The sequence below is a fragment of the Actinoallomurus sp. NPDC052274 genome, assembly GCF_040679475.1.
Classification (GTDB): domain Bacteria; phylum Actinomycetota; class Actinomycetes; order Streptosporangiales; family Streptosporangiaceae; genus Actinoallomurus; species Actinoallomurus liliacearum.
The window spans coordinates 65,611-91,571 of the sequence record NZ_JBFAUT010000006.1 but is presented as its reverse complement, the minus strand read 5'-3'; the positions used below and the strand labels follow the sequence as shown (position 1 = coordinate 91,571).

Below are 25,961 nucleotides of genomic sequence, written 5' to 3'. Positions count from 1 at the left end.
TCCGCCTTTCTGATACGCACTTTCCCGTAAGCAACGCACCCGGAAGGCGGAATCGCCATGGACGCCGTGCTGCGCGCCGACCTGGTCGCGCGAGGGATGACGCCCGACTGCGCGGAGACGATCGAGCTCGTCCGCGACGTCCTCACCCGGGTCGGCGACAAGTGGACCGTCCTGGTCGTCACGACGCTGGCACCCGGCCCGATGCGCTTCACCGCCCTGCACGAGCGGATCGCCGGTATCTCTCAGCGCATGCTCAGCCAGACCCTGCGCGCCCTGCGGCGCGACGGCCTGATCACCCGGACCGCCTACGCCGAGGTCCCCCCGCGCGTCGAGTACGCGCTCACCCCCCTCGGCCGCTCCCTGGCCGCGGCCGTCGACCATCTCGTCCTCTGGGTACGGACGCACCAGGCCGACATCTCCCGCAACCGCGAGGACTTCGACGGCGGCAGGTGACCGGCCGCCCGGCGCGGGGACGTGCGGTCAGTGTGACGTGCTGGAGATGGCCGTCACGAGTTCGCCGACCATCTCATCGGGCAACTTGGCCGCGAGATCGGCCTGGCTGATGATCCCGACGAGTTCGTTCTCCTCCAGCACGGGCAGGCGGCGGATCCGGTGCTCGGCCATCTGGTGGAGGACGCTCTCGATGTCCGACCCGGCGTCGACGTACCACACCTCGCCTTCGCCGACGAGCTCTCCGGCCCGGCAGTCGGAGGGGTTCCTGCCCTGCGCGATGGCCTTCACGACGATGTCGCGATCGGTGATGATCCCCTTCAGCCTGCCGTCCTCTCCGCAGACCGGCAGCGCGCCCACGTCCATCTCCGCCATGCGGCGGGCCGCCGTGGTGAGATTCTCGTTGATCGACAGGCACTCACAACCCTGGTGCATGACCTCACGTGCGGTCGTCATGATCGATCTCCCCCTTTCAGCCCCTCGTTCGAATCGTCCCTCGCGACGAGCCCCGGGCGCCAGAGGGCGAAAGTCCCACGCCGCCGGTCAGATCACCGGCTGCCCGGCGACGAGGACCTCGCGGATGTCGAGCGTGGCGTCCCCCGGCCGCCAGGCGAAGACGATCAGGTCCGCGGGCCGGCCGGGCCGCAGCAGGCCACGGCCGCCGACGAAGCGTCCGGGATTCGCCGTGGCCAGGCGCAGCCCCGTGTCGAGGGTCAGGCCGGCCATCGTGATCGCGGTCGCCACCCCGTCGGCGAGGGACCGGGAGGCACCGGCCAGCAGGGGCGTGCCGACGTAGGACAGCCGGCCGTCCGCCGACAGCTCGACGTCCCCGCCCACCGGGGTCCGGTAGCGTCCCGGCGGCATGCCCGCCAGCGCCGTCGCGTCGGACACCAGGTGGGCGCGCTCGACGCCCTTGGCGCGCAGCATGACGCGGAAGGTGTCGGCGGGCAGGTGGTGCCCGTCCGCGATGAACCCCGCGTGCAGGCGGTCATCGGCGAGCTGGGTCCACAGGTGGTTCGGGTGCCGGGGCAGCATGGTGTAGGTGGCGTTGCCCAGGTGCGTGGCGAGTTCGGCGCCGGCGTCGATCGCCCGGGTGATCTGCTCGGGCGTGGCATGGGTGTGCCCGATCGCGCAGCGCACGCCCCTGCGGGTGGCGTGGGCGATGAAGTCGATCGCCGCCTCGTCGTGCGGCGAGATGGTGACCATGCGGACGAGGTCGCCCCAGCGGCGCAGCTCCTCGAGGTCGGCGGGCCGCAGATACCGCGCGTCGTGCACGCCGCGCGGGCCGTCCTCCGCCGACAGGAACGGCCCCTCCACGTGGACGTACGGGATCGCGCGCGCGACGAGCGGATCGGCCCCGCGCGCCCGCGCGATCGCGGACAGCGCCGCGCGGATGCGCTCCTCGGGCGCGGTCACGATCGTCGGGACCACCGTGGTCGTCCCCACGCGGCGCAACGCGCTCACCAGCGCGGTCACCGTGGTCTCGTCGACGTCGGCGGCGTTCACGTCGTGCCCGGCGAACCCGTTGACCTGCAGGTCGACCAGTCCCGGCGCGAGCCACAACTCCGCAGGCCCGTCCGCCTCGGTGATCGCGGCGATCCGCCCGTCCTCGACGCTCACGCACAGCGTGCGCCCGCTCGCCGGATCCCGGCCGCTGATCCTCATCGGGGCGCGGACTCCTCGTCGACGTAGACCACGCAGCGCGGGTGGGTGCGCAGCGCGCTCGCCGGCAGATGTCCTCCGATCGGGCCGCGCAGCGCGGCGGTCACCGCGTCCCGTTTGCGCGCACCGGGCACCATGCAGAAGACCTCCTCGGCCGACAGCAGCGCCGGCACGGTGAGGGTGATCGCCCGGCGGGGCACCTCGGCCAGGGCCGCGAAGCAGCCGTCGTCGACCTGCTGAAGGCGGCAGACCTCGTCCAGTTCGACGACCTTGACGGACGCGGGGTCGTCCAGGTCGGCGGGCGGGTCGTTGAACGCCAGGTGCCCGTTGACCCCGATCCCCAGGCAGGTGATGTCGATCGGCGCGGCCGACAGCGACCGGGCGTACGCCTCGGGGGGCGCGTCCGGGTCGATCAGGCGCACCGCCCTGAGCGGCACCCGGTCGAAGAACGTCCGCCGCAGCCAGGCGCCGAACCGCTGCGGGGCAGCGTCGTCCAGGCCGAGGTACTCGTCCATATGGAACGCGGTCACCCGCGTCCAGTCGACGCCCGGCCGCGCGGCCAGCGCGCGCAGCGTCGCCTCCTGGCTCGGCGCCGCGGCGAAGATCATCCGGACTTCGGGGCGGGTCTCCAGCCGCCTGGTGATCGCCGCCGCGATGTCGCGCGCGGCGGCGCGGCCCAGCGCCTCGGGGTCGGGGAACCGGCGGAGGACGGGTTCGTACGTCGCGGCGCTCGACCGCTCTCGATCTGTCATCGCCGGCAACGGTACTCCCCGGCCACCGGGTGTCCTCCCCCCGCGTGCGCGGGAAGCGCTCAGGCGACCCTGGCCAGAATCCGGGCGAGCGCCTCGCGCAGCACACGGGGCGCGTCGTCCGCGCGGCCGCGCGACCGCCAGGCCACATGCCCGTCCGGGCGTACGAGCGAGGCGCCGGCCGGCCCGACCCCGTACCGCGCGCACCAGGTGCCCGTGGGGTCGGAGAGGTCGGTGCCGATGCGATGGACCGTGAGCCGGACCCCGAGCCGCGCGGCGGCATCGCGGGCGGCGTCCGCCCAGTCCGCGCCGGACGGCCCGGCCAGCAGCACGAGGTCCGGTCCGAACAGGTCGAGCGTGGAGAGCGGCTCGCCGCCACGTTCGAGGATCACGTGCGGCGCACGGCCACCCGGCCGCCCGGTCTGCGCGAAAGGGTCCTCGGTCACCGGGCCGTCCTCGTCCGCGCCCTCGTCCTGGATGACGGCGCCAGACCGGTAGCGGTGGCCGAACGTCAGCCGCGCCGGGTCGACGGGCTCGGTCGGCTCGGCGGGGGGCACGGTGCCCGGCGTCCGGGCGAACCAGTTCGCGAGCTGGAAGTCGGCGATGAGGTGGCAGACGGGGCGACGTTCGGCGTCGTAGGTGTCGAGGAGGTCCGGTCCGGCCTGCCCGGTCAGTACGAGCGCCAGCCGCCACCCGATGTCCCAGCCGTCGTGGACGGCCGCGCTCGACGCCTGGCCGCCGCTCGGCGGCATCACGTGGGCGGCGTCCCCGGCGAGGAAGACGCGGCCGGTTGAGAAGCGTTCGGCGAGCAGGTGACCGACCGAGAACGCGGACTGGTCGAGCACCTCGACGTCCAGGCCGGGCAGGCCGGTGGCCGAGCGGATCAGCTCCGCGCACCGCTCGGGGCGGAGTCCCGCACGGACGGCTTCGCGGTTCGGCGGGCACGTCAGCCGGAGGAGATGGGTGTCCGTGTCGGCACGGGTCGATCCGAACGCGACCGCGACCATGGGGTCCCGGTGCAGCAGATGGTAGAGCTCGAGGTCGACGTTCGGGGCGGCGCCGGACAGGCCGGCCCGGAACGCGACCAGATGGGTTCGGGCGAGCTCGCCCATTCCGCGGGTGGGCGTTCGCAGGGCGGTCCGGACGGGGCTGTCGTGCCCGTCCGCCGCGATCAGATACTCGGCCCGGATGGTACGCCGGACGCCGGTGGCCGCTTCGACCGTCGCGGTGACGCCGTCCGGGTCCTGCCGCAGCGAGGTCAGTTCGGTGGCGAAGCGCAGGTTCGCGCCGAGGTCCTCCGCCTTGGCGCGCAGGATCCCCTCGACGTGATCCTGGTACAGCCCCAGGTCCGCCACGGGGGTGAGCCGCTCGATGAGCCCGCTCGGCCGGCCCGGCTCGGGCAGCGGGATCGGCGGCACGCAGCCGGCGAAGGATCTCTCGACGAGCCGGTGGAAGGTCAGCGCCTCCGTCCGGAGAGCCTCCTCGAGGCCGGGCGCCTGGCGCAGCAGCTCCATGGCCCGGTGGTTGAGCCCGTACGCCTTCGGCCGGACGGACGTGCCCGGGTGACGCTCGACGAGCAGCGGAGGGATGCCGCGCCAGGCGAGTGAGACGGCGGCGGAGAGCCCGGCGTACCCCGCGCCGACGATGAGCACGGGGACCTTCTCCTCCGGCGTCACCGAAGGGCCTGCGGTCCCTCGGCTCCTCCGTGGGCCAGCCGCCGGAAGAACATCAGGATGCCGGTCAGCCCATGCGCCCACGAGAGTGCGCGGTCGGGAGGTGCGCCGGCCGCGAAGAATCGGGGATGCTCGGGGGAACCGGCGTTTCGGAGCAGGAGGTGGGTGCCGACGTCGCGTGCCGCGTCCCAATACCGCGCGGACTGCTCGAGAACGGCCACGTCGAGCAGGTAGCCACCGACGCCGGCCGCGCCGCAGCATCGACCGGGCGCGCTGAGCCGGGGAACCCGGAGGATGCAGGCGTCGGCGGCCTGACGTGCGAGGTCGGCCAGGGACGCGTCGCCCAGCACCGCGCTCGCGTGCAGGAGGGTCCGGCCGATCCCGGACAGTCCGCGGCACCAGGACACGGTCAGCTCTTCGGCCGCCCGATTCTTCGCCTCGGGAATCAGCGAACGCGCGCGCTCCGCGAGGCGGCGCACCCGGCCCGCGGCGAGTTCGAGCATGGGCGTTTCGCCGGTCTCCTCGGCGACGCGGAGCAGCAGCTCCGCCGTACCCGCGAGGCCATGGGCCCGTCCCGCGGCCAAGTCGGCCTCGCCCGGCGCCGAGCCGGACGCCGGTGGGCGGTCCGCCGCGACCTCCCGCGCGCAGCGCAACGCCACCTCGAGATCCGCCGGGTCGCCGCCGGCCCGGTAGAGGTACAGGTGTCCCAGGCCGACACCGGCGGTTCCGTCGATCAGGTCGGGAGTGTCGGGCCTCCAGTCCGGTGACGGGAGGCTCCGGCCGGGCCGCTCATCGGCGCCGATGCCGCGATCGGCGGCCTCTTGGAGGAAGACGGCCGTTCCGGTGACGCCGGTGAACAGGCCGGGCGGCAGGTTCCTCCGACCCGCGACGCGTGCGGTGAAGGCCACGAGTTCGCGCGCCCTCGCGGCGGCCGGCGGGTAGGCGAGGTGATGCAGCAGTTCGAGGCCGATGCCGGCGCTGCCGCTGTAGACGCTGACGTCACGGGCGGCCTGAGTGGTGTCCGGAGCGTCCAGCACGTCACTCAGGCGGCCGACCAGGTCGCGCACCAAGCCGTGGGCGACCTCCGCGGCGGTCTCCTCGGTGACGGCGGGGAACGCCGGGAGGGGCCCGGCCGGTCGCCGATCGGTGTCCTCGGACGCGATCCGACGCGCCGCGGCGCGGGCGCGCCGATCGTCGTCCCCCAGAAGGTCGGCGATGGCGGCGATGATTCCGCACGGTGTCCGGCCGTGGTGCCGGGAAAGGGTCTGCAACGCTCGGGTCCGCGGCAGCCCGGGATCCTCTCCCAGGGCGACCGGGTGCAGGCCGGTCGCCGCGAACGCCAGGGTCATGCCGAGCGCGTGAAGGTCATCGGTGTCGCGTGGCGGCTCGTTCCGTATCTGCCGCGCGGGCGCGTAGCCCGGCGTCTTCCCGGGCAGGTGCAGGCCGTCGTACGCCGCGAGCCCGAAATCGACGACGGCGACCTCGCCGCCGACCACGACGTTCGCGGGGGTGAGGTCCCGCATGATGACGCCGCGTTCGTGCACCCGGAGCAGGATGCGGGCCAGGTCGACGGCCAGCCGGTCGAGACGGCGCGCGCCCGTGCCGGGACCGGTCTCGTACGGGCCGTCCCGCCGCACGTCGTCGTCCAGCGACCGGGGGCCGCAGTCGGTGGTGACCAGGAACTCGTCGTCACCGTGCCGGAAGTGGTCGATGAACCGGGGCACCCCGGCCACCCCGTCCAGGACCTCCAGCACGCGGCGCTCGTTGCGCAGCCGCAGCCGGCTGTCGTTCCGGTCACCGTGCTCGGCGATCAGGGCGCGTGCCTGCTTGACGACCACAGGGCGGCTCTCGCGCCCGTCGATCGCGCGGTAGACATTGCCCTGGGCGGCCTCCCGGATGCCGCCGACGACCCGGTAACGGCCGCCGAGCAGGACGTCGCCGCCGTCGGGTACCGCGCCGCCGGCCCGGCCGGTGAACGGGTCGGTGACCCAGGAGGGCTGCCGGTAGCCGAGTCCGGCGAGCGCGTCGAACTCCTCGCCGTCGGGCCCGTACAGCAGGTTCACCGGTCTGCCGCGCGCGTCGTCGCTCCACCTGACGGCGAACGGGCCGTACCGGTAGTACACCGGGGCGTCCGCGCGCACCCGTCGATCGCTGAGCACCCGTGGTCCCGGGTGGCCGCGCAACGTCCGGGCGAGGTGGGTTCCGAGCTCGCGGACCCGCTTCTGGTCGGGATAGACGGTGAACGCCTTCCCGACACTCGCCGGTGCGGTCCGGCCGTCGTTCAGCTCATCGAGGACCTGCTGCGAACGCGCGAGCTTGAACACGCAGCCTTCGGCCACCAGGAGGGGAAGAAGCGTTTCCACCAGCGCGGGATAGTCGGCCGAGCGGGAGGATATGTGCAGTTTCCAGCCGTGCTCCGGAAGCACGGCCCCGTTCGGCCTGACGACGAGCCAAACGGGGCCGCTCGTGACCGTGTGGTCGGCCCCGGCATATCGCCTGACGACCTGGTCTACCGGTTCCTGGTACCCCATTTCGCCCATCTCACCGAGGCCGATCACCGGCCCGCGTTCCGACGAGTGCGAGCCGCGACTGCGATCAGCAGTTCGGGCTCGTCACGTGCGGAACCGTCGCCGGGCATTCGGCGCGTTCCGTCAGGTCATCCCAGTGCTTCTCGAAGTCGACGGCCGGCTCGACCACGTCGGTTCCGGCCAGTCGGGGCTCCATCTCCAGAAGTGTGGACATGTCGCCTCCCTCCTGCTAGACAGCCATCAGAACCTTACCGACAGACCGTAACATCAGAGCTGACAAGACGCTATACCGGATATGACCGAATGTTGCCAGTCCGATGACCAGGCGCGACACTCGTTCTTCTCACTGAGACGTTCGGCGATCGCGGCGAAGGATGTCCATGAGCAGTGATTACGGCACCCCCGAGGATCGCTACAGCGACATTTCAGCGATTTATGACGACCTCTACGATTTCACCGCTGAGACGGAAGAAACAGTCTCCTTTCTGGCGAAACTGGCCTCCGGCGGTCGGGTACTCGAGCTCGGAGTCGGCACCGGCCGGGTCGCCCTGCCGCTGGCCGAACGCGGCTGCGACGTGACGGGAGTGGACGCGTCTCCCGACATGCTCAGAATGCTCAGGACGAAGGACCCCGGCCGAAAGGTCAAGGCGCTGCGGTCGGACATGACAGCCCCTGAGGTGGACGGGGAGTTCGACGTCATCTACGCGGTCTGGAACTCCTTCTGCGAACTGCACACGCAAGAGCGGCAGGTGGCCTGCGTCGCGTCGGCGGCCCGGCTGCTGCGCGACGGCGGCAGTCTCGTCCTGGAGACCTCCGTGGCGCACCGCGCCCTCACCGAGCAGCGACCGATCAGCGTCGGCCCGTTCACCGGCCTGAACGCCGCGACGTTCCAGCTCATGCGGTACGACCAACTCGACCAGATCGTCGAGTACCGGCACGTCTTCCTGAACGCCGACGGGGTCAAGGTCATGGCGAGTACGCACCGTCTCGTCCACCTGACGGAGCTGGACCTCATGGCGCGGTTGGGAGACCTCGAGCTGACGGCCCGACACGGCGACTGGACCGGCGGGCCCTTCCACGCGGCCAGTGCCCGGCACGTCTCCGTGTACACGAAGACGGGCCGGGCGCCCTCCTGCTGAAGAAGATGCCCAGCGGGCCGTTGCACAGCCGGAACTTCCGGCTGTTGCTGGCGTGCGACGTCATCTCGGTGACCGGGACCGCGATCGCCGCCGTGGCGCTTCCGTTCGCCGTCTTCTCGGTCGGCGGCTCGGCGAGCGGCGTGGGGTACATCGCGACGGCATCGCTGATCCCCACGATCCTTCTGCTGCTGCTCGGCGGAGTGGTCGCGGACCGCCTGCCCCGCCACCAGGTCATGATGGCGGCGAACGCCCTGCAGGCACTGGCCCAGGCCGGATCGGCGCTTCTGGTGCTGACGGGCGGCGGTGGAGCCCGGATCGCGGGCCTGGCGGTGCTGGCCGCCGTGCGCGGGGTCGGCTTCGGCTTCTTCTTCCCCGCCGCCGAGGGCCTGCTTCCCCAGACGGTGACCGCCGATCAGTTGGCGCGGGCGAACGCGATGGACCGCATCGGCCGGAACGGGGCCCAGATCGGCGGCGCCGCGCTGGGCGGTGCGCTGGTCGGCTGGGCCGGGCCGGGCTGGGGCCTGGCGATCGACGCGGCGAGCTTCGCGGTGGCCGGTGCGCTCCGTGCCCTCATGCGCTTTCCCCACCTGCCACGAGCACCCCGGGCGAGCCTGCCGCACGAACTGCGGGAGGGCTGGCGTGACTTCGTCTCCCGGCGCTGGCTCTGGGCGATCGTCGTCCAGTCCGCGCTCGTCGCCGCCATCTACTCCGCGGCCGGTGTCCTCGGTCCCCTCGTCGCTCAGGTCCGGCTCGGCGGCGCCCGGAGCTGGGGGATCGTCACGGCCGCCTTCGCCATCGGAGCGATCCTCGGCGGCGCCGTCCTGGTCAGGCTCCGGGTCCGGCGGCTGCTGGTGGCGGCGAGCCTGTCGGCGTCGGTGTTCGCGCTGTTCCTCGGCACGCTCGCGGTTCCGCTCACCGTTCCCTGGGTCGCGGCGGCCGCGCTCCTCACCGGCGGCTGCCTGGAGGTGTCCGCGGTCAACCGGGCCTTGGCCGTGCAGCAGGAGATCCCCCCGGCGATGCTGTCCCGCCTGTCCTCCTACGACGTTCTCGGCGGCCTCGCCCTCGCCCCCGTCGGGGCGGTGGCCGCCGGGCCGGCCGCGGACGCCTTCGGGGTCCGGGCCGTACTCGCGGCCGGGGCGATCCTCATCGCCGTTCTCACGGCCGCCACCCTCCTCGTCCCCGAGGTCCGGGGAATGCGGCGGCGATCCGACACGTCCGCGTTACAGACCGGTCCCGGCCCCGGATCCGGTGCGTACGCGCGCAGACCTGGCTCTGGATCCTTGTGCGGGCCGTCAGGGTGGATCCGGAGCACCCCTCCAGAATGCTCCGGATCACCCCGGACGGTGCCGCCCCTACCGAACCGCCCCCGCGCGTCCGGTGCCGAGCCGGCGATGATGGACCAGGCCGCCCCTGCCTGGGTTCTGACACTTGCGAGGCCTTCACAGCAAAGCTCCGGGGGGCGACTCCGGCTACCCCCGGATTCGGGGATGGGCGGGCCGGAAGCGCCGGTCCTACACTCGGCGCACATGAGTACTGGCGGGGTGCCTCGATGACACCGCGCGCCGCGGCTCCCGCCGTCACGCGCGTCACGGCGCCGTCCGGGTTGGTCCGGGAGCTCTCTGAGCACGAGCGGCTGGTCTTCGGCCGGGGGCCGGACGCGGACCTGGTGATCTCCGCCGACCGTGGTCTCTCCCGCCGGGCGGGCGTGATCAGCGCACTGTGCGGCGGCGCGTGGGTGGCCAACCTCAGCCGGACCCACGCGTTGTACACCGAGAGCGACGGATACCAGATCCGGCTGCCGCCGCTGGAGGCGGGCGGTGAGCCGTCCGCCGGCTGGTTCATCCGGACGGGGACGACGCTGGTGGGTTCGCGGGGCATGCTCGACGAGGGTCAGGCCGTCCGCGTGACGGTCCTGTCCACCGCGACCGACGCCCTCGGGAGCCCGCCCGTCGCCCGGCCGGACGACGACTCGACGCTGCTCCCGCTGTACCTGGATCCGCACACCAAGCTCTTCCTGGTGGCGCTCCTCCTGTGCCGCCCGTGGCTGCTGGACCCGACCCGTACGACTCCGCTGCCCCGGACGCCGGAGATCGCCCGCGCGGCGTTGGAGGTGACGGACGCCTATTACGAGATCGAGCAGTTCGACCACGACCCGGTCTTCCGCGACCGGCTCGCCGCGCGCGTCGGCGAGCATCTCAAGGTGCTCCGCCGCAAGATCAACCTGCGTGGGCTCGCGCGGGCCGGGACCCGGCTCTCCGACGAGGTGGTCGTCGGGGTGCTGATCGAGCACGCCATCGTCACCCCGGCCGACCTGGACCGCCTCGCCGACCCGTCCTGGTGCTCGCGGCAGGAGGACCTGTGGTGGGACCGTTCGCGGTAGCCGGGCTACAGGTCGTTCACGGTGAACGCCGCCTCCAACGGGGCGCCGACGCCGGGCACGGTCACGGTGAGGCGATGCCGGCCGGGCGGGATCTTTCCGGAGTAGAACTCGTGGCTCTGGTTGATCACGTAGTTGAACGTGCCAGCGAAGTCGACGACCGGCGTCAGCGCCGACACCCTGTCCCGGTCGAGCCGGACCGTGACCGTCCGGCCGGGTGTCAGGCCGGTGCCGTGGACGACGAACCCCGTGCGCCCGTCGCCGTAGTCCTGGTTCAGCGTGATCCCCGGCGGTCCCGACGGCCGTGCCGTCCGGGCGACGCCGGGTGCTCCGGCGGGGACGGCCCCGGGCGGTGGCGGCCCGAGCGGCCGTTGTGGCCGGTCGTCGCCCATCCGGCCCAGCGTGACCCCGGTCAGCAGCACGGCCACCGCTCCGAGCAGCACCATGAGGATCCGCCCGCCCCGGCCGCTCCGCCGGGGCGGGACCGTACGCCGCCGGTCCGGGGCATCCGGGTCCGGGAGGGGAGCCGCCGGCGATCGCTCCGGCGCTCTGATCGAGGTGGGCGAGTCCAGCGTGTCCTCGCCGGCGGCGCGGTCATCCGCCCGCGGCGGTTCCCCCGGCCGTGGCTCCCGCCGGTACTCCTCGAGCAGGGTGAGGGCCTCCTCGGGCAGCGGCGCCGCGCCGCTGCCGTCGAGTTCGGCCGCCAGGCGGGCCAGCAGGGCGTCCGCCGTGGGGCGGTCCGCCGGGTCGCGCCGGAGGCAGTCCAGCAGCAGGTCGGCGGCCTCATCCGGTACTCCGGTGAGGTCCGGTGGATCGCTCGCCAGGCGGAGCAGGACGTCGGTCACCGACTTCCCCGAGTACGGCGGGTGTCCGGTGGCGGCGAACAGCAGGGTCGAACCGAGGGCGAAGACATCACTCGCCGGCGTCGTCCGCCTGCTGTCGCGCGCCTGCTCGGGAGCCATGTACGCGGGGGTGCCGACGGCCTGGTGCGTCGCGGTGGCCGTGACGCGCTCGGTCGCCCGCGCCACGCCGAAGTCGATGACCCGTGGCCCCTCGATCGACACCAGCACGTTCGACGGTTTCAGGTCCCGGTGCACCAGCCCCGCCTGGTGAATCGAGTCCAGCGCCTCGGCGCACCCGGCGGCCAGCCAGCGCAGGGCCGGAACCGGCAACGGCCCGCACGTCCGTACGAGCTCCTCCAGGGAGGGCGCCGGGATGTACGCGGTGGCCAGCCACGGGATCTCGGCCTCCGGGTCGGCGGCCACCACCGCCGCCGTGAACACGCCGCTGACCCGGCCCGCCGCCACGACCTCACGGGCGAAGCGGGAGCGGAATTCGGCGTCGCCGGCGAACTCGCCCCTGATCGTCTTGACCGCGACCAGCCGTCCCGAGGCCGACCTGCCGAGGTAGACCCGGCCCATCGCACCGCTCCCGAGCCGCCCCAGCAGCGTGTAACCGCCGATCCGCCGGGGGTCCTGCCGGGCCAGTGGCTCCAGCCTCGTACGACCTGACGCCATCGCGTCTCCTCCGCTCGGCAGGGCACACCGGTCCATCTTCGCGGCCCCGGACCGTCAGTCAGGCGGACTGTACGGTTTCGTTACCGCCCTCCCCCGGTCATCGCCGGAGCCGTGGTGCGCGACGGAGGCGAGCTCCCCGGCGGCGCTCGCGAGCATCATGTCCAGGGCGGCCGGGTAGGCGCTGGAGTTCATCCGTGCCGCCAGGAGGTCCGCCACCGCGGTGATGTTGGGATGCGTCCGCTCCGGCAGCCGCGCGTACGTCGCGCGCCAGATCGTCCGGTCGGCGTGGCGGGCGGGCTCCGGCAGGGTCGCCGAGGCGGCGTCCAGCGCCGCGAAGGCCAGGGCCTGATCGATGAAGGCGTGGTAGATCCGCACCGCCGACGGGTCGGGGAACCCCGCACCGCGCAGGAGACCCAGGATGGCCTCGTCCGCGGCGACCTCCTGCGACCGTCCGCTGACGCGGGCGGCCGTGAGCACGGCCGCCTGGGGATGGGCGAGGTAGGTGGCGTGTACCCGCAGCCCCAGTTCGCGCAGGTCGCGTCGCCAGTCGCCGGTCGCGCTCCAGCCGCTGAACGCCCGCCCCATCAGCTCGTCCGCCAGGGCGAGGGTCAGGTCGTCCATGCCGTCGAAGTAGCGGTAGACGGTGCTGGGGTCGGCGCCGAGCGACAGGCCGAGGCGCCGCGCGGTCAGGCCGTGCGCACCGTGTTCGCGGAGCAGCCGCAGCGCGGTCTCGATGATCAGGGCGTGGCTGAGCACCTGCCCCTGCTTGGTCCGCCGGCGTCGCCGGCGCTCCCCGTCCCGCACCGCCTTCTTCCCCATGCCAGGACCTTATGCCAACAGGGTTGACGTTATTCGAGGCCGGGTCGTTGGATCGTGCCAGCGCGAGCGAGCGGCGCTGTGCGCGTGAATGTGGAAGGGGATGCGTCCCAGTGCGAATCCTGCTGGTAGGTGCGGGAGGCGTCGGGTCCGCGATCACTCGGATCGCCGCCCGCCGCGACTACTTCGAGCACATGGTCGTCGCCGACTACGACCTCGGCCGCGCGGAGGCGGCGGTGGCCGCCGTGGCCGGTGTCGGCGCGGCGGGCCGCTTCGGCTCCGCCAAGGTGGACGCCGGCGACCAGGCCGCGGTCGCCGGCCTGCTGCGCGAGCACCGCTGCGACGTGCTGCTGAACGCGACCGACCCCCGCTTCGTCCTGCCGCTCTTCGCCGCGGCGCACGACGTCGGCGCGCACTACCTGGACATGGCGATGTCGCTCTCCCACCCGCATCCGGAGCGCCCGTACGAGCTGTGCGGGGTCAAGCTCGGCGACGACCAGTTCGCCCGCGCCGAGGAGTACCACGCGTCCGGGCTGCTGGCCCTGGTCGGGATGGGCGTCGAGCCCGGCCTGTCGGACGTCTTCGCCCGCCACGCCGCGGACGAGCTCTTCGACGAGATCGAGGAGGTCGGCGTCCGCGACGGCGCGAACCTCACCGTCGACGGCTACGACTTCGCGCCGTCGTTCAGCATCTGGACCACCATCGAGGAGTGTCTCAACCCGCCCGTGGTCTACGAGAAGGAGCGCGGCTGGTTCACCACGGCGCCCTTCAGCGAGCCCGAGGTCTTCGACTTCCCCGAGGGCATCGGCCCGGTCGAGTGCGTCAACGTCGAGCACGAGGAGGTGCTCCTGATCCCGCGCTGGGTCGACGCCGGGCGCGTCACCTTCAAGTACGGGCTCGGCGACGACTTCATCGCCAAGCTGAAGACCCTGCACGAGCTCGGCCTGGACCGTACCGACCCGCTCACCGTGCCCACCGACCGCGGCCCCGCATGGGTCTCGCCGCGCGACGTGGTCGCCGCCGCCCTGCCCGACCCGGCCACGCTCGGCGACCGCATGCGCGGCAAGACCTGCGCCGGCACCTGGGTGAAGGGCACCAAGGACGGCCGGCCGCGCGAGGTGTACCTCTACCACGTCGTCGACAACGAGTGGTCGATGCGCGAGTACGGCTCCCAGGCCGTGGTCTGGCAGACCGCCATCAACCCGGTCGTCGCCCTCGAACTGGTCGCCACCGGAGCCTGGACCGGCGCCGGCGTGCTCGGCCCCGAGGCGTTCCCGGCGCGGCCCTTCCTCGACCTGCTGGGCGAGTACGGATCACCCTGGGGCATGCGCGAGCAGTGACGGCGGTCATCGGCGGGCACGCGCCAGGAAGCCGCCCAGCAGCAGTCCGATGGCCAGGCCGAGGATGAGGCCGACGAGCAGGCCGGCGACGAGCCCGGCCACCAATCCGATCGTCAGGAACACGACGAGCCCGATCGCGACGCCCGCGATCAGGCCGGCGACCAGCCCGGCCACCAGGCCAAGGAGAAGTCCGGCGATCAGTGTGGGCATCGCCGTTCCTGCGAATCTTGATCAGGTGCGGGCATCATCCGCCGGGAAAGCCGGTCGACGTCGGTAGGTGAGGTCGTGTCCTCCATTTACCGACGTTACGCCCCTGGTCCGCCGCCGTGACCGGGGCCCAGCGGGCGCCCGCGAAGAAAAGCTTGCGTAGGCTATCTAATCAATTACATAATGCGCTTATGCATAACCGGGCATCTCCCAGCCCGCAATGACACATCTCGCCACCCGCATGGAACGCGCACCGATCAGATAGATCACCTTTCGGAGCAGCCCGCGCATGAGTTCCCCCCATGAGACGGCCGCCAGTCCGTTCAAACAGCCACGTGCCGTCTGGGCCGTGGCCTTCGCCTGTGTCATCTCGTTCATGGGGATCGGGCTCGTCGACCCGATCCTGCCCGCCCTGGCGAAGAACCTGCACGCCACACCGAGCCAGGTGTCGCTGCTGTTCACCAGCTACCTCGTCGTGACGGCGGTCGCGATGCTGGTGGTCGGCTGGGTGTCCAGCCGCTTCGGCGCCAAGCGCACGCTGGTCATCGGCCTGGCGCTCATCGTCGTGTTCTCGCCGCGCTCGCCGGCGCCTCGAACTCGATCGGCGGCATCGTCGGCTTCCGCGCCGGCTGGGGCCTGGGCAACGCGTTGTTCATCGCGACCAGCGATGCCCAGGCCCGAGCTCGGGCTGGTGCGCAAGCGTGGGTTCGCCATAAACGACCAGCTCACCGAGACCGGCCTGACCGCGATCGGCGTCGTGGTCAGGGACGCGGTGGGAGACCCGCTGGCCGGGGTGTCCATCGCGCTGCCGACCGCCCGGTTCGACCGGGACCTGCTGCCCGCGTGGGTGCACGCGCTGGCCACGGCGGCCCGGCGCATCGAGGCCGCCATGGCGGACCGGCGCTGATCCAGGCGGGCCGCCCGATCCTCGTCGGCGTCTCACGGTCACCGGCCCATCCGGGCCGGACGGGCCGAGGCGACCAGGCTCAGGCCGGGGCGGCCGGCCGGGCTCAGGCCGGGTCGCGGGAGAGCGCGGCCAGGGCGTGGGCCGCGTCACGGGTGGCCGGGTACAGGCCGCGGTACAGCTCGTACAACGCGTCGTAGATCCGCCCGGCGACCGGGTCGGGCTCGATCGTGCCCGCCGGCGGATTCCACCCCGCGCCGTCCGAGAGGCCGGTGGCGCGCGCGGCGAGCAGCGCGTCGCCGTAACAGGCGCCGATCGTGACCGAGGGCAGCTCCTGCGCCCGGCCGAGCACGTCCGACACGATCCGGGTCCACAGCCCGCCCTTGGTGCCGCCGCCCACCGCGACCAGCCGGGCGGCCTCGCCGCCCGCCGCCCGCATGGCCTCCAGGTTGTGCCGGACGCCGAACGCCGTACCCTCCAGCGCGGCGCGGTACAGGTGCCCGCGACCGTGGTCGAGCGTCAGACCGAGGACGAGGCCGCGCGCGTCCGGGTCGAACAGCGGCGTCCGCTCACCGGCGAAGTAGGGCAGCATGAGCAGCCCGCCGGCTCCGGGTCCGACCGCGCGCGCCTCCTCGGTGAGCTCCTCGTACGCCGCCCCGGTCAGCTGCCGGAGCCAGTCGGTGACCGCGCCGGAGGTCGCCATGCCCGCCGCCAGGTCGTACGTGCCGGGCGTGACGCCGACCGTGCCCCACAGGCCCGGCCAGGTGCGGCGTTCCGCGAGGACCTCGATGAGGAACATGGTCGTGCCGTACATCACCATGACGTCGCCGGGCTCGGTCACTCCGACGCTCACCGCCTCGGCCCACGCGTCGATGGTGCCGGCGATGACCGGGGTGCCGGCGGTGAGGCCCGTGCGCTCGGCCGCGGCCTCGGTGACCGTACCGGCGACCTCGCCGGGCCAGGCCAGCGGCGGCAGGTCCAGGCCCGGGGCGATCTCCGCCGCCCAGTCGGCGATCCAGGCGTGCTCGCGGCTGTCGTACAGCGGCGAGCACTGGCTGGCCGAGTGGTGGTCGAGGACGTACTCGCCCGTCAGTTCGTGCACGAGGTGGGAACTCGCCATGAACAGCCGCCGGGTTCGCTCCCACACCCGCGGCTCGTGGCGGCGCAGCCAGGCGAGCTTGGGCCCGACCGCCTGCGTGGTCAGCGGCGAGCCGCCGCGTTCGACGATCGTCTCGGCGCCGTAACGGGCGGTCAGCTCCTCGATCTCGGCGACCGCGCGCGTGTCGACGCCGTAGAGGATCGCCGGCCGCAGCGGTTCGCCGACGGCGGTCGCGGGCAGCGCGCACGGCCCGATGCCGCTGACGCCGACGCCCGCGATCGGGGTGTCCGCCCGCGCGATGAGTTCGCCGGTGACGGCGGCGAACCCGGCCCACCAGACCGTGCGGGCGTCGTGCTCGGCCCAGCCCGGACGCGGCCGCGACACCGCGTGCTCGCGCACCGCCGTCGCGACCACCTCACCGTCCGGAGTGGTCAGCACCCCCTTGGCGCTGGAGGTGCCGATGTCGACTCCGAGCAGCAGACTCATCCGGGCATCCCTTCCCCACCGGGGACCTCGCCCGCGGCCGCGTCCCCGCCATCAGCGTCAACCGCCGATTCTCTCCTGATCAGAAGACCGGGGCGCCGTCGCGGACGAGTCTCCAGTTCTCCACGTGGAAGGTCGCCGGGTCGATGGTCTTGGCGGCGGAGGCGAAGGCGACGATCGCCTCACGGATCGCCACCTGGGCGTTGTAGACGACCGGGGCGGTGGCGATGTGCGGGAACCCGCCACCACCGGACTGCCGGTAGTTGTTCACCGCGACCACGAACTGCTGGTCGCCGCCTACCGCCGTGCCGTTGTAGGCGAGGTTGCGGATCCGGGAGCCCTCGGGCCGGGTGAGGTCGATGTCGTAGGTGACGCCGGAGAACTGGTCGTAGTTGTAGTCGGGACGGTCGTGGGCGTTCGTCCACGACGCCGGGTCGACCGGGGCGCTCGCGGCGACCTGCTTGAAGTACTGCGCCGAGTACTCCAGGTAGTCCTTGATCTGGGCGCCGGTCAGGACGCTGGCCAGCAGCGTGTTGTCGTAGATGTAGAGTCCGGCGATGTCCCTGATCGTCACCTTGCCGGCGGGGAAGGTGGCGAGACGGCTGAACGGCGCGGCGATGGACAGGACCGGGAGCGACGCGTACGCGGTGCCGGCGACGGCCTTCTTGACCGTCTCGGTCTGCACGAGGTTCACGTAGTCGAGGATCGCGGTGTCCTTCCAGCAGGACTCCGCGGCGGACATCGCCTCGGTGGAGGTGGCGACCTCCTGGTTGACGTAGGCGACCACCGCGTCGTGCTGCTTCTTCACGACCGCCACGAGCGCCGGGTCCTCCTGGACCGTGTTCGTGTTCACCGTCGTCGCGGAGCCGCCGGCGACCTTCCAGCGGCCGCGCTCCCGGGTCAGCGTGAGATCGAAGACCGACAGCCGCTGGCCCCAGCACTTCGGCTCGCTCATCACCACGGTGCGGCCGGTGGTCTCGTTGGTGACGAACCGCTGCGGTACGTCGTTGTGCGCGTGACCGAAGAGGATGGCGTCGATCCCGGGCACCTGCTGCGCCACCATGGCCGAGGCGTTCTCCACCGGGATGTCGCCGGTGTAGGACGACAGGCCGCTGTCACCGGCGTGCGCGCTGACGATCACGACGTCGACGCCCTGCGCGCGGATGATCGGCACCCACTTCTTAGCGGTCTCGACCAGGTCCAGGAAGTCCAGCTCGCCGGAGACGTTCGCCTTGTCCCAGATGGCGACGCCCGGATTGGTCAGGCCGAGCAGGCCGACCCGGATCGGCGGATGCCCCGGCACGCGCATCGTCTTGATGATGTACGGGCGGAACGCCGGCCGGTCGGTGCCCGCGTGCACCGCGTTGGCGGCCAGCACCGGGGCGCGCATCTGGCCGATCCACTTCCGCAGCAGCGGCAGGCCGTAGTTGAACTCGTGGTTCCCGAGCGCCACGGCGTCGTAGCCGATGGCGTTCATCTGCAGTGCCATCGGGTGGACCTGACCGGTCTCGGTGATCGGCTCGACCGTGGCGTAGTAGAAGCCGAGCGGGGTGCCCTGGATGGTGTCCCCGGCGTCGAACAACAGGGTGCGCTCGCGTCCCCGGTCGGCGCGGATCTGCTTCACCAGACTCGACACCCGCGCCAGGCCGACCACGTTGTGGGCGCTGTCGCTGTACGCGGCGTCGTTGTAGTAGTCCCAGTCGACGGCGTGGCTGTGGAGGTCGGAGGTGCCCATGACCGTGATGGTCACCGGCCCGTTCCCGCCCTTGCCGGCCGTCGCGGCCTCGGCCGAGCCCGGCCAGCCCGCCATGGCGAGCGCGCCCGCGGCGGTCAGCCCGCCGAGCACCTTCCGCCGGCTGACACCCGTGTCCTCCGCGGTCTCCTCCGGGACCCGGCACGAGCACCATCGCGGCACCGGACTGAAACGTCCCCCTGAGCTCTGCATGACGTACGGCGTTCCTTACTTCCCGAGGTTGAGACGAACGCCCAACCTAGCGGTCGGACACTGGGCCACATATTGGCGAAAACCTCCCATACAAGGCGCCGAACCTTGGCAGAAGTTGCGGTCGCTTTCAAGCGGGTACCGACGCTCCGTGAGCGGGCGCCGGCCGATGCATAGGGGGCCGGGTTCGGGAAAGGCAGCGGTTATGACAGGTCAGGACGTCACGTCGCCGCACGTGCTCCGCGAGTACTCCCTCATCGCCGACGGGGAACGCGGCGCGGTGATCGGCCCGCAGGGGGACGTCGCGTGGATGTGCTTCCCGTCATGGGAGTCCCCGGCGATCTTCGGCGGTCTGGTCGGCACCCGGGGCCGCTACAGCGTCCACCCGGTCGACGAGTGGCGGGTGTGGGGCGGCTACTACGAAGAGGGCAGCCTGATCTGGCGCAGTCGCTGGGTGACCGGCGGCGGCGTGGTGGAGTGCCGGCAGGCGCTGGCCCTCCCGGCGCGCCGCGACCGCGCCATCCTCCTCCGCCGGCTGAAGGCCGTCCGCGGCCGGGCTCGCTTTCGCGCGCATCTGGAGCCGCACGCCGGGTTCGGGGCCGACAAGGTGACCGGTCTGCGCGCCGATGACGGCGTCTGGAGCGCGCGCAGTGGCCCCGTCCACCTCCGCTGGACCGGCGCGGCGCAGGCCGCCGAGAACGGCGGGCTGGTGCTGGAGCTGGAGCTCGCCGAAGGACAGACGCATGACCTGGTGCTCGAACTGTCGACCGGCCGGTCCGACGAACCTCTCGACGCGGGAGATCTGTGGGCGGCGACCGAGGCCGACTGGCAGACGCACGTGCCCCGGTGCGATGACACGCTCGCCCCACGCGACACCAAGCTCGCCTACGCGGTGCTCACCGGGCTCACGAGCCGCTGCGGCGGAATGGTGGCCGCCGCGACCACCTCCCTGCCCGAACGGATGGGAGACGACCGCAACTACGACTACCGCTACGCCTGGATCCGCGACCAGTGCTATGCCGGGCAGGCGATCGCCGTCCACGGGGCACGGCCCGCTCTCCTCGACACGGCGGTGCGGTTCGTGGCCGAGCGGCTCCTCGCGGACGGTGATCGCCTTCGTCCCGCCTACACGGTCACCGGTGGCCCCATCCCGGCGGAAGAACACCACGACCTTCCGGGCTATCCCGGGTCCCGGCTCGTCACCGGCAACCGCGTCCAGAGCCAGTTCCAGCTCGACGCCTTCGGCGAGGCGCTGCAGTTGTTCGCCGCCGCGGCCCGCGCGGACCGCCTGTCGGTGGAGGCGGCCCGCGCCGCCCGTGTCGCCGTGGCCGCCATCGCTGCGCACTGGCGCCGGCCCGACGCCGGGATCTGGGAGACCGGCGATCGATGTTGGACGCACTCGCGGCTGAGCTGCGTCGGCGGGCTCCGCGCGGCCGCGGCCGCCATCGCCGGGCCTCCGGAGCTCCGCGAGTGGCTGGCGCTGGCCGAGGCGATCCTCGCCGACACCACCCGTACCAGTCTCAGCCCCGCGGGCCACTGGCGCCGCGCGCCCGACGACGACCGGATCGACGCGTCCCTGCTGATCCCGCCCGTCAGGGGCGCGCTGCCCGCCGACGACCCGCGCACGGTCGCCACCCTCGACGCCGTCCGGGACCAACTGGTCGACGACGGATTCGTCTACCGCTATCAGATCGATGATCGCCCGCTCGGCGCCGCCGAGGGGGCGTTCATGCTGTGCGGTTTCTTCCTCGCGTTGGCCGAACAGCAGCAGGGCCACACCGCTCAGGCCGTACGCCGCTTCGAACGCATCCGGTCCGGCTGCGGCACCACCGGCCTGTTCACCGAGGAGTACGACATCCGGCAGCGCCAGCTCCGCGCCAATCTCCCGCAGGCGTTCGTGCACGCCCTGTTCCTGGAGACCGCCGCACGCCTCGGCGTCTGCTCAGCCTGAACCGCCGCAGGGCTCGGTGTCCGCCCCGCCTACCGCGCACGCCTCGGCGTCCGCCCAGCCTGAACCACGGCGCGCCTCGGCGCCGGTTCAGCCGGAGCCGCCGCCGTGACCGTGCCGTCAGTCCCAGGCCCTGGTCTCGCCCACGGGCGGCTCGCCGCCGGCGTCGGTGAAGGCCCGGAGCGCTTCGACCAGGCGGGCCCGCTGGTCGGCGGGCATCGCGGTGACGATGGCCGCGAGCTCCTCCCGGCGGCGGGCGGTGACCTCTTCCACGAGTCGCCGGCCGTCCTCGGTCAGCCGCAGCAGGACCTCACGTCGGCTCGCGGGATTGATCCGCCGGTCGATCAGCCCCGCGGCCACCAGCCGCTCCACCATCCGCATCGCGGTCGACGGGTTGACCGTCAGGTGATCGGCGAGGGTAACCAGCTTGGTGTCCTCATGGGTCGCAAGCGCCACGAGCAGGCGAAACTGCGGCAACGTCACCTGCTCCCGCACCGCAGTCAGCGACCGCAGCGAGATGCCCACCAGCAGACGCGACGCGGTGAGCACCGCGGAGGTCACCGCGTCGATGTCGTCCGCCGGCCCCTGTCCGTTGGTCACCGGCTCGATCGCGCGTTCCGCCATGGGTCTGTTCTACCCGGCATGTCGGTCTCCCAGCATCGGTTCACCGCAGGCCGTGATCTCGCAGCGGTCCGACGCGCAGCCCGGCCGAGCGGCACCGGGCCACCAGCTCGGGCAGCGCACCCAAGGCCGAGCGCCACGCGCCCGGGGCCGAGGTGTGGTCGCAGTCGTGCAGCAGGATCGTCGCCCCGCCGCGGACGCCCGGCCCCAGGGCCGCCAGGACCGAGGCCGGGCTCGCCGAGCGGGTCCAGTCCCTCCCCCACGCCGTCCACAGCACCGGCCGCAGCCGGTGCCGGCGGGCCGCGGCCAGCGCCTCCGCGCTGAGCACGCCGTACGGCGGCCGGTACCAGACCGGTTCGGCGCCGGTGACGGCGGCGACGAGGTCGACGGACCGGCCGATCTCCGCGGTGACCCGGCCCGGACGGGCCAGCAGCGCGTACCGGTGCCGCCAGCCGTGCACGGCGATCTCGTGGCCGTCCGCCACGATGCGGCGGCCCACGTCCGGATGGCGCAGCAGGGTCTCCCCGACGACGAAGAAGGTGGCACGGCAGTCCAGCCTCCGCAGTTCGTCGAGGAAACGGGGCGTCGAGTCCGGGTCGGGACCGTCGTCGAACGTCAGCGCGACGTGGTCGCGGTCGCCCTCCCCCGCCAGACGCGGCAGGCGGCGGCGCACGACCGGCAGCCAGCTCGCCGCCGGCCCGGCGTGCACCAGGGCCAGGCCGGCCAGGCCCAGCGTCAGCGCGGTCCGTGACATCGGCCCAAGGCTAGATCCTTCCCTCGTGGGAGGTCAGGCACCGTCGCCGGGCGTGTCGTACGGCGGACGGCAGCGGATCGCCCGCAGGTCGCCCCGGAGGGCGCAGTGCCCGGCGGCGTACGGGACGAGCAGCGTCTGGCCGGAGCGGACCGCGAGTCGGTCGCCGTGTTCGGGGTCCAGTTCGCCGGACCCTTCCGTGATGACGACCACCGAGAAGGCCGGGTCGAGCACGCCGACCGGGTCCGGCCGGACGCGCTCGGCGGCGAAGAAGGGGTCGGCCGCCCCCGGGAAGAGCCGGTCGACCCCGGGCCGGATGCCGCGGCCGGCGCGGTCCGCGCCGCGCACCGCGTCGATCCGGCGGTCGTCCCACGCGGAACGGTCCACGCAGCCGAGCGCCGCGTCGTAGCCGAGACCCAGGTGACCGGCCTCGGCGTCGACGTCGTAGCCCTCCCACTCCAGCAGCACCGAGAAGTCGGTCGGCTCCTGGACCTCCACCAGCAGGATGTCCGCGCCGATGGCGTGCGGAACGCCGGCCGGGCAGACGATCGCGTCGCCCGGGTGGACGGGGATCCGGTTGGTGGCGGCCAGCATGTCCCCGGTCCGCTGCTCGGTCACCCACCGGCGCAGTTCGCCGGCGGCGACGTCCCGCCGGAACCCCAGGTGCACGGCCGCCTCCGGAGCCGCGTCGACGATCACCCACGCCTCGGTCTTGCCGTACGGCGAGGCCAGGTGGGCGGTGGCGAACCCGCGGTCCGGGTGGACGTGGACCGGGAGGCGTTCCCCGGCGTCGAGGAGCTTGACCAGGATGGCCGGGTCGGCGCCGTGCCGGGCGAGGTGCGCGGGGCCGAGCCACGCCTCCGGGTCCTCGGCGACGGCGGTGGCCAGCGGTCGTCCGTCGGGCAGCGTCGTGAGCCCGGCGGGCGCCGCCCCGTGCCGCGCGGTGACCGACCCCACCCAGTCCTCGGGGAAGTACGGATCCGTCTCGGCGGGCGTCGGCGCGTCGCGGAACCGGCCGATACGTCCGGCGCCCCGGTAGAACGAACGCGGCATGTTCGGCGGGAGCACGACGGGTCGCACGGGTCTCTCCTACGGTCGGGCCGCGGCGTCCGGGGGCGGCCCGCGGCCGGTGAAAGCGCTCACCCGTCAGCCTGCCACGTACGCGATCGGCGGCGCCCGGCGGCCCGGCGCGGAGCCGGGCGCCCTAACGCGCGGTGACCTCGAAGGAGGCGTGCAGGCCGCCGGTGGAGCTCGTTCCCGCGTACACGTCGATGGTGCCGGGCTCGACGACGAACCGGCCGCCGTTGTCGTAGTAGCCGACGTCGTTCCGGCCGAGGGTGAACGTCACGGTCCTGCTCTCGCCGGGCCGGAGCGTGACGCGCTCGAACCCGCGCAGCCGGCGGACGGGCTGTTCGACGCTCGCGACCGGGTCGTGGAGGTAGAGCTGCACGACCTCGTCGCCGGCACGGCCTCCGGTGTTCTTCACCCGGACCGAGGCGGTGACGGTGCCGTTCGGCGCCATCGTCGCCGAGCTCAGCCTGAGGCTGGAGACTGCGAACGTCGTGTAGCTGAGGCCGTAGCCGAACGGGTAGAGCGGGTCGCAGCTCGGCAGGTCACGGTACCGCGAGCCGTACTTGGTGTTCGGGTCGCAGGGGCGGCCGGTCGGGTCGTGGTCGTAGTAGATCGGCACCTGCCCGATCGTGCGGGGGAAGGTGACCGGAAGCTTGCCTCCGGGGTTCACCCTGCCGAACAGCACGTCGGCGACCGCGTTGCCGGCCTGGACGCCGGGGAACCACGCCTCCAGGATCGCCGGGGCGCTCGCGGCGACCTTCGACAGCGTCAGCGGCCGGCCGTTGAACAGCACGACGACGAACGGCTTGCCGGTCGCCTTGATCCGGTCGATCAGCTCCTGCTGCCTGCCGGGCAGGTCGAGGTCGCTGCGGGACGCCGCCTCGCCGCTCTGCCCCCGCGTCTCGCTGAGGGCGAGCACGACCTGGTCGGCGGCCTCGGCCGCCGCGACCGCCTTCGGGAAGTCCGCGTCGGACCCGCACTCGTCGGCGGGCGTGACGTCCGGCGGATCCTTGTCGATCATCTGGCAGGCCCGGGTGAAGGTGGTCTTCGGGTGCTGCGCCTTGATGCCCTCGTAGACCGAGACGGCGTCCTGGTCGCGGCCCTGCCCCCACCACGGGCCGAGCATGTCGTGCCGATCGTCGCCGAGCGGGCCGATCACGGCCGTCGACTTCGACGGGTCGAGCGGCAGCGTGCCGCCGTCGTTCTTCAGCAGCACCATCGACCGCCCGGCCGCCTTGCGCGCGGCGGCGACGGCGTCGGGCCGGAGCTGCGCCGCCTCGGCCTTGCCCGGGTCGACGTACGGGTGGTCGAACAGGCCCGCGCGGAACTTCACGCGCAGGATCCGCCGTACGGCGTCGTCGACGCGGGCCGTCGAGATCCGGTGCTGGGCGAGCAGCGTCTTGCCGTAGTCGCGGATGTTGGTGCTGACCATCTCCGAGTCGGTGCCGGAGTTGAGCGCGAGGGCGGCGGCGCCGGGACCGTCGGCGGCGACGCCGTGGCCGCACGGTCCGCTGTCCGGCGTCTTCGGCGGGCAGACGCGCATCTCCGCGACCGCGGTGTAGTCGCTCTCGATGAAGCCGTCGAACCCCCACTCGCGTTTGAGGATGTCGGTCTCGGTGTGGCCGTCGCCGCAGCCCGGTGAGCCGTTGATGGCGTTGATGGCGTTGAACGAGCACATCACCGTGTCCGCGCCGGCGTCGACCGCCGCCTTGAACGGCGGCAGGTACATGTTGCGCAGCCGCTGCTCGGACAGGTCGGTCGTGTTGTAGTCACGGCCGCCCTCCGGCTGGCCGTACGCCGCGAAGTGCTTGGGACTCGTGACGACCTTGTCGGGGGCGCTGTAGTCGCCGCCCTGCGCGGCCTTGACGCGGGCCGCCGCGAACACCGAGCCGAGGTACGGGTCCTCCCCCGCGCCTTCGGCGACACGTCCCCAGCGCGGCTCGTGGGAGACGTCGACCATCGGACCGTAGATCTGTTTGATCCCCACCGCGGCGGTCTCGCGCGCGGCGTACGTGTCGTCGGCGGAGACGACGCCCGGATCGAAGCTGCTCGCCGCGCCGAGCGGGGCCGGGAAGACGGTGCGGTACCCGTGGATCGTGTCGTAGGCGAACAGGATCGGGATGTGCAGCCGCGACCGCTCGACGGCGACGTGCTGCAGGTGGTCGATCTTCTGCGGGTCGGTGAGGCTGAACACTCCGCCGACGCCCTTCTCGGCGTCCTCGTCGGTCACCTGGCCGTCGGAGAGCAGCTGGAGCTGCTGCAGCTTCTCGTCGAGCGTCATCCGCGCCAGCAGGGCGTTCACCCGGGCCTCGACGGTCGCGTTCGGGGCGGGGCGCGCCGGCCGCGTCGCGGCCTCGTCGCCGGACTGCGGGGTGGCGGACACCGCGCCTCCGGCGAGCGGGGTCAGCATCGCCAGCGCCGCGATCAGCGCCGTCGTCCTTCGTCGCATTCGTCTCTCCCGGCGATCGCCGGTATCAAATCCCCACGATATGCCGCAGTCAAGAATCGGTTAAGGACCGTCCGTAACAACGCCATGTCACGGCGTGCTCGCGTGGCCACAGGTGGCCGCGCGAGCACCGCCTTCAGCGAACCGGCGCCCGGCCGCCCCAGGAATCCGGCACGTCAGGAGCCCGGCACGTCAGGAGCCCGCCGCGGCGGGAATCCTGCCGCCTCGGAGTCCGGCG

At 72.8% G+C, this 25,961-nt stretch carries 22 protein-coding genes and 1 pseudogene; 8 read left to right on the top strand and 15 right to left on the bottom strand.

All coding sequences use genetic code 11. From position 1 onward, the window contains the following. Positions 1-57: 57 nt before the first annotated feature. Entirely contained in the window at positions 58-453 is a 396-nt protein-coding gene (locus tag AB0K82_RS07420) for a helix-turn-helix domain-containing protein (protein ID WP_364393917.1), read from the top strand. Between the two features lie 27 nt (positions 454-480). On the opposite strand, the gene AB0K82_RS07415 is transcribed toward AB0K82_RS07420, so the two are convergent. The 6 genes from AB0K82_RS07415 to AB0K82_RS07390 form a co-directional block, all read right to left on the bottom strand. Next, on the bottom strand, positions 481-906 hold the full coding sequence (locus AB0K82_RS07415; RefSeq protein WP_364393914.1) for a CBS domain-containing protein: 426 nt from the start codon (positions 904-906) through the stop codon (positions 481-483). Positions 907-993: 87 nt separating this feature from the next. Then, on the bottom strand, positions 994-2,115 hold the full coding sequence (locus AB0K82_RS07410; protein ID WP_364393912.1) for an amidohydrolase family protein: 1,122 nt from the start codon (positions 2,113-2,115) through the stop codon (positions 994-996). After that, positions 2,112-2,864, bottom strand: a complete 753-nt coding sequence (locus AB0K82_RS07405) for a 6-phosphogluconolactonase (RefSeq protein WP_364393910.1) — start codon at positions 2,862-2,864, stop codon at positions 2,112-2,114. The genes AB0K82_RS07410 and AB0K82_RS07405 overlap by 4 nt, the downstream gene beginning before the upstream one ends. A 59-nt stretch (positions 2,865-2,923) precedes the next feature. Beyond that, positions 2,924-4,513 carry an FAD-dependent monooxygenase gene (locus tag AB0K82_RS07400; RefSeq protein ID WP_364393908.1) on the bottom strand — a complete coding sequence of 530 codons (1,590 nt, stop codon included), beginning with the start codon at positions 4,511-4,513 and terminating at the stop codon, positions 2,924-2,926. A 20-nt stretch (positions 4,514-4,533) separates the two neighbouring features. Continuing rightward, positions 4,534-7,065: a class IV lanthionine synthetase LanL gene (lanL, locus tag AB0K82_RS07395; protein WP_364393905.1), complete on the bottom strand. Its 2,532-nt coding sequence runs from the start codon at positions 7,063-7,065 to the stop codon at positions 4,534-4,536. A 64-nt stretch (positions 7,066-7,129) separates the two neighbouring features. Then, on the bottom strand, positions 7,130-7,276 hold the full coding sequence (locus tag AB0K82_RS07390) for a hypothetical protein (RefSeq protein ID WP_364393903.1): 147 nt from the start codon (positions 7,274-7,276) through the stop codon (positions 7,130-7,132). Between the two features lie 166 nt (positions 7,277-7,442). Between AB0K82_RS07390 and AB0K82_RS07385 the strand changes: the two genes are divergently transcribed. Genes AB0K82_RS07385 through AB0K82_RS07375 form a run of 3 tightly spaced genes read left to right on the top strand, consistent with a single transcriptional unit; the run spans position 7,443 to position 10,581 of the window. Next, on the top strand, positions 7,443-8,201 hold the full coding sequence (locus tag AB0K82_RS07385) for a class I SAM-dependent methyltransferase (RefSeq protein WP_364393901.1): 759 nt from the start codon (positions 7,443-7,445) through the stop codon (positions 8,199-8,201). 5 nt (positions 8,202-8,206) lie between these two features. Then, positions 8,207-9,754 (top strand): MFS transporter, encoded by a 1,548-nt coding sequence (locus tag AB0K82_RS07380; protein WP_364393898.1) that lies wholly within the window; start codon positions 8,207-8,209, stop codon positions 9,752-9,754. Further along, a complete protein-coding gene (locus AB0K82_RS07375; protein WP_364393895.1) occupies positions 9,751-10,581 on the top strand; it encodes a hypothetical protein in 831 nt (276 codons plus the stop codon). Before AB0K82_RS07380 ends, AB0K82_RS07375 begins: the two co-directional genes overlap by 4 nt. A gap of 5 nt (positions 10,582-10,586) precedes the next feature. On the opposite strand, the gene AB0K82_RS07370 is transcribed toward AB0K82_RS07375, so the two are convergent. After that, complete coding sequence (locus AB0K82_RS07370; protein WP_364393893.1) at positions 10,587-12,095, bottom strand: serine/threonine-protein kinase; 1,509 nt, start codon at positions 12,093-12,095, stop codon at positions 10,587-10,589. Between the two features lie 54 nt (positions 12,096-12,149). Then, complete coding sequence (locus AB0K82_RS07365; protein ID WP_364393890.1) at positions 12,150-12,914, bottom strand: TetR/AcrR family transcriptional regulator; 765 nt, start codon at positions 12,912-12,914, stop codon at positions 12,150-12,152. 110 nt (positions 12,915-13,024) lie between these two features. On the opposite strand from AB0K82_RS07365, the gene AB0K82_RS07360 reads away from it, so the two are divergent. Then, positions 13,025-14,251, top strand: coding sequence for a saccharopine dehydrogenase C-terminal domain-containing protein (locus tag AB0K82_RS07360; protein WP_364393887.1), 1,227 nt, complete (start codon positions 13,025-13,027; stop codon positions 14,249-14,251). 6 nt (positions 14,252-14,257) lie between these two features. Here AB0K82_RS07360 and AB0K82_RS07355 read toward each other — a convergent pair whose 3' ends face one another. After that, positions 14,258-14,461 (bottom strand): hypothetical protein, encoded by a 204-nt coding sequence (locus AB0K82_RS07355; protein WP_364393884.1) that lies wholly within the window; start codon positions 14,459-14,461, stop codon positions 14,258-14,260. Between the two features lie 286 nt (positions 14,462-14,747). Here AB0K82_RS07355 and AB0K82_RS07350 point away from each other — a divergent pair. Then, a pseudogene (locus tag AB0K82_RS07350) lies at positions 14,748-15,130 on the top strand (MFS transporter); the annotation flags it as partial. Further along, a complete protein-coding gene (locus AB0K82_RS07345; protein WP_364393881.1) occupies positions 15,126-15,365 on the top strand; it encodes an IclR family transcriptional regulator C-terminal domain-containing protein in 240 nt (79 codons plus the stop codon). The pseudogene AB0K82_RS07350 and the gene AB0K82_RS07345, both read left to right, overlap by 5 nt. Positions 15,366-15,468: 103 nt before the next feature. On the opposite strand, the gene AB0K82_RS07340 is transcribed toward AB0K82_RS07345, so the two are convergent. Together AB0K82_RS07340 and AB0K82_RS07335 are read right to left on the bottom strand one after the other, a co-directional pair. Then, the gene (locus AB0K82_RS07340) at positions 15,469-16,947 is read right to left on the bottom strand and encodes an FGGY-family carbohydrate kinase (protein ID WP_364393878.1); all 1,479 of its coding nucleotides are present in this window, start codon (positions 16,945-16,947) and stop codon (positions 15,469-15,471) included. A gap of 79 nt (positions 16,948-17,026) precedes the next feature. After that, positions 17,027-18,859, bottom strand: coding sequence for a 5'-nucleotidase C-terminal domain-containing protein (locus tag AB0K82_RS07335; RefSeq protein WP_364393876.1), 1,833 nt, complete (start codon positions 18,857-18,859; stop codon positions 17,027-17,029). A 232-nt stretch (positions 18,860-19,091) separates the two neighbouring features. Here AB0K82_RS07335 and AB0K82_RS07330 point away from each other — a divergent pair, with 232 nt between their 5' ends. After that, positions 19,092-20,837 carry a glycoside hydrolase family 15 protein gene (locus tag AB0K82_RS07330; protein WP_364393874.1) on the top strand — a complete coding sequence of 582 codons (1,746 nt, stop codon included), beginning with the start codon at positions 19,092-19,094 and terminating at the stop codon, positions 20,835-20,837. Between the two features lie 117 nt (positions 20,838-20,954). On the opposite strand, the gene AB0K82_RS07325 is transcribed toward AB0K82_RS07330, so the two are convergent. The 4 genes from AB0K82_RS07325 to bglX all read right to left on the bottom strand — a co-directional run bounded on the left by AB0K82_RS07325 (position 20,955) and on the right by bglX (position 25,726). Next, on the bottom strand, positions 20,955-21,458 hold the full coding sequence (locus AB0K82_RS07325; RefSeq protein ID WP_364393872.1) for a MarR family transcriptional regulator: 504 nt from the start codon (positions 21,456-21,458) through the stop codon (positions 20,955-20,957). A 40-nt stretch (positions 21,459-21,498) separates the two neighbouring features. Then, complete coding sequence (locus AB0K82_RS07320) at positions 21,499-22,209, bottom strand: polysaccharide deacetylase family protein (protein ID WP_364393869.1); 711 nt, start codon at positions 22,207-22,209, stop codon at positions 21,499-21,501. 33 nt (positions 22,210-22,242) lie between these two features. After that, the gene (locus tag AB0K82_RS07315; RefSeq protein ID WP_364393866.1) at positions 22,243-23,286 is read right to left on the bottom strand and encodes a class I mannose-6-phosphate isomerase; all 1,044 of its coding nucleotides are present in this window, start codon (positions 23,284-23,286) and stop codon (positions 22,243-22,245) included. Between the two features lie 124 nt (positions 23,287-23,410). Then, complete coding sequence (bglX, locus tag AB0K82_RS07310) at positions 23,411-25,726, bottom strand: beta-glucosidase BglX (RefSeq protein ID WP_364393864.1); 2,316 nt, start codon at positions 25,724-25,726, stop codon at positions 23,411-23,413. Between the last annotated feature and the right edge of the window lie 235 nt (positions 25,727-25,961).

Excerpts from the sequence above, each read along its gene's own strand:
- AB0K82_RS07420 (WP_364393917.1), top strand. The coding sequence starts at position 58 with ATGGACGCCGTGCTGCGCGCCGACCTGGTCGCGCGAGGGATGACGCCC.
- AB0K82_RS07415 (WP_364393914.1), bottom strand. The coding sequence starts at position 906 with ATGACGACCGCACGTGAGGTCATGCACCAGGGTTGTGAGTGCCTGTCG.
- AB0K82_RS07410 (WP_364393912.1), bottom strand. The coding sequence starts at position 2,115 with ATGAGGATCAGCGGCCGGGATCCGGCGAGCGGGCGCACGCTGTGCGTG.
- AB0K82_RS07405 (WP_364393910.1), bottom strand. The coding sequence starts at position 2,864 with ATGACAGATCGAGAGCGGTCGAGCGCCGCGACGTACGAACCCGTCCTC.
- lanL (WP_364393905.1), bottom strand. The coding sequence starts at position 7,065 with ATGGGGTACCAGGAACCGGTAGACCAGGTCGTCAGGCGATATGCCGGG.
- AB0K82_RS07390 (WP_364393903.1), bottom strand. The coding sequence starts at position 7,276 with ATGTCCACACTTCTGGAGATGGAGCCCCGACTGGCCGGAACCGACGTG.
- AB0K82_RS07385 (WP_364393901.1), top strand. The coding sequence starts at position 7,443 with ATGAGCAGTGATTACGGCACCCCCGAGGATCGCTACAGCGACATTTCA.
- AB0K82_RS07380 (WP_364393898.1), top strand. The coding sequence starts at position 8,207 with ATGCCCAGCGGGCCGTTGCACAGCCGGAACTTCCGGCTGTTGCTGGCG.
- AB0K82_RS07375 (WP_364393895.1), top strand. The coding sequence starts at position 9,751 with ATGACACCGCGCGCCGCGGCTCCCGCCGTCACGCGCGTCACGGCGCCG.
- AB0K82_RS07370 (WP_364393893.1), bottom strand. The coding sequence starts at position 12,095 with ATGGCGTCAGGTCGTACGAGGCTGGAGCCACTGGCCCGGCAGGACCCC.
- AB0K82_RS07365 (WP_364393890.1), bottom strand. The coding sequence starts at position 12,914 with ATGGGGAAGAAGGCGGTGCGGGACGGGGAGCGCCGGCGACGCCGGCGG.
- AB0K82_RS07355 (WP_364393884.1), bottom strand. The coding sequence starts at position 14,461 with ATGCCCACACTGATCGCCGGACTTCTCCTTGGCCTGGTGGCCGGGCTG.
- AB0K82_RS07345 (WP_364393881.1), top strand. The coding sequence starts at position 15,126 with ATGCCCAGGCCCGAGCTCGGGCTGGTGCGCAAGCGTGGGTTCGCCATA.
- AB0K82_RS07340 (WP_364393878.1), bottom strand. The coding sequence starts at position 16,947 with ATGAGTCTGCTGCTCGGAGTCGACATCGGCACCTCCAGCGCCAAGGGG.
- AB0K82_RS07330 (WP_364393874.1), top strand. The coding sequence starts at position 19,092 with ATGACAGGTCAGGACGTCACGTCGCCGCACGTGCTCCGCGAGTACTCC.
- AB0K82_RS07325 (WP_364393872.1), bottom strand. The coding sequence starts at position 21,458 with ATGGCGGAACGCGCGATCGAGCCGGTGACCAACGGACAGGGGCCGGCG.
- AB0K82_RS07320 (WP_364393869.1), bottom strand. The coding sequence starts at position 22,209 with ATGTCACGGACCGCGCTGACGCTGGGCCTGGCCGGCCTGGCCCTGGTG.
- bglX (WP_364393864.1), bottom strand. The coding sequence starts at position 25,726 with ATGCGACGAAGGACGACGGCGCTGATCGCGGCGCTGGCGATGCTGACC.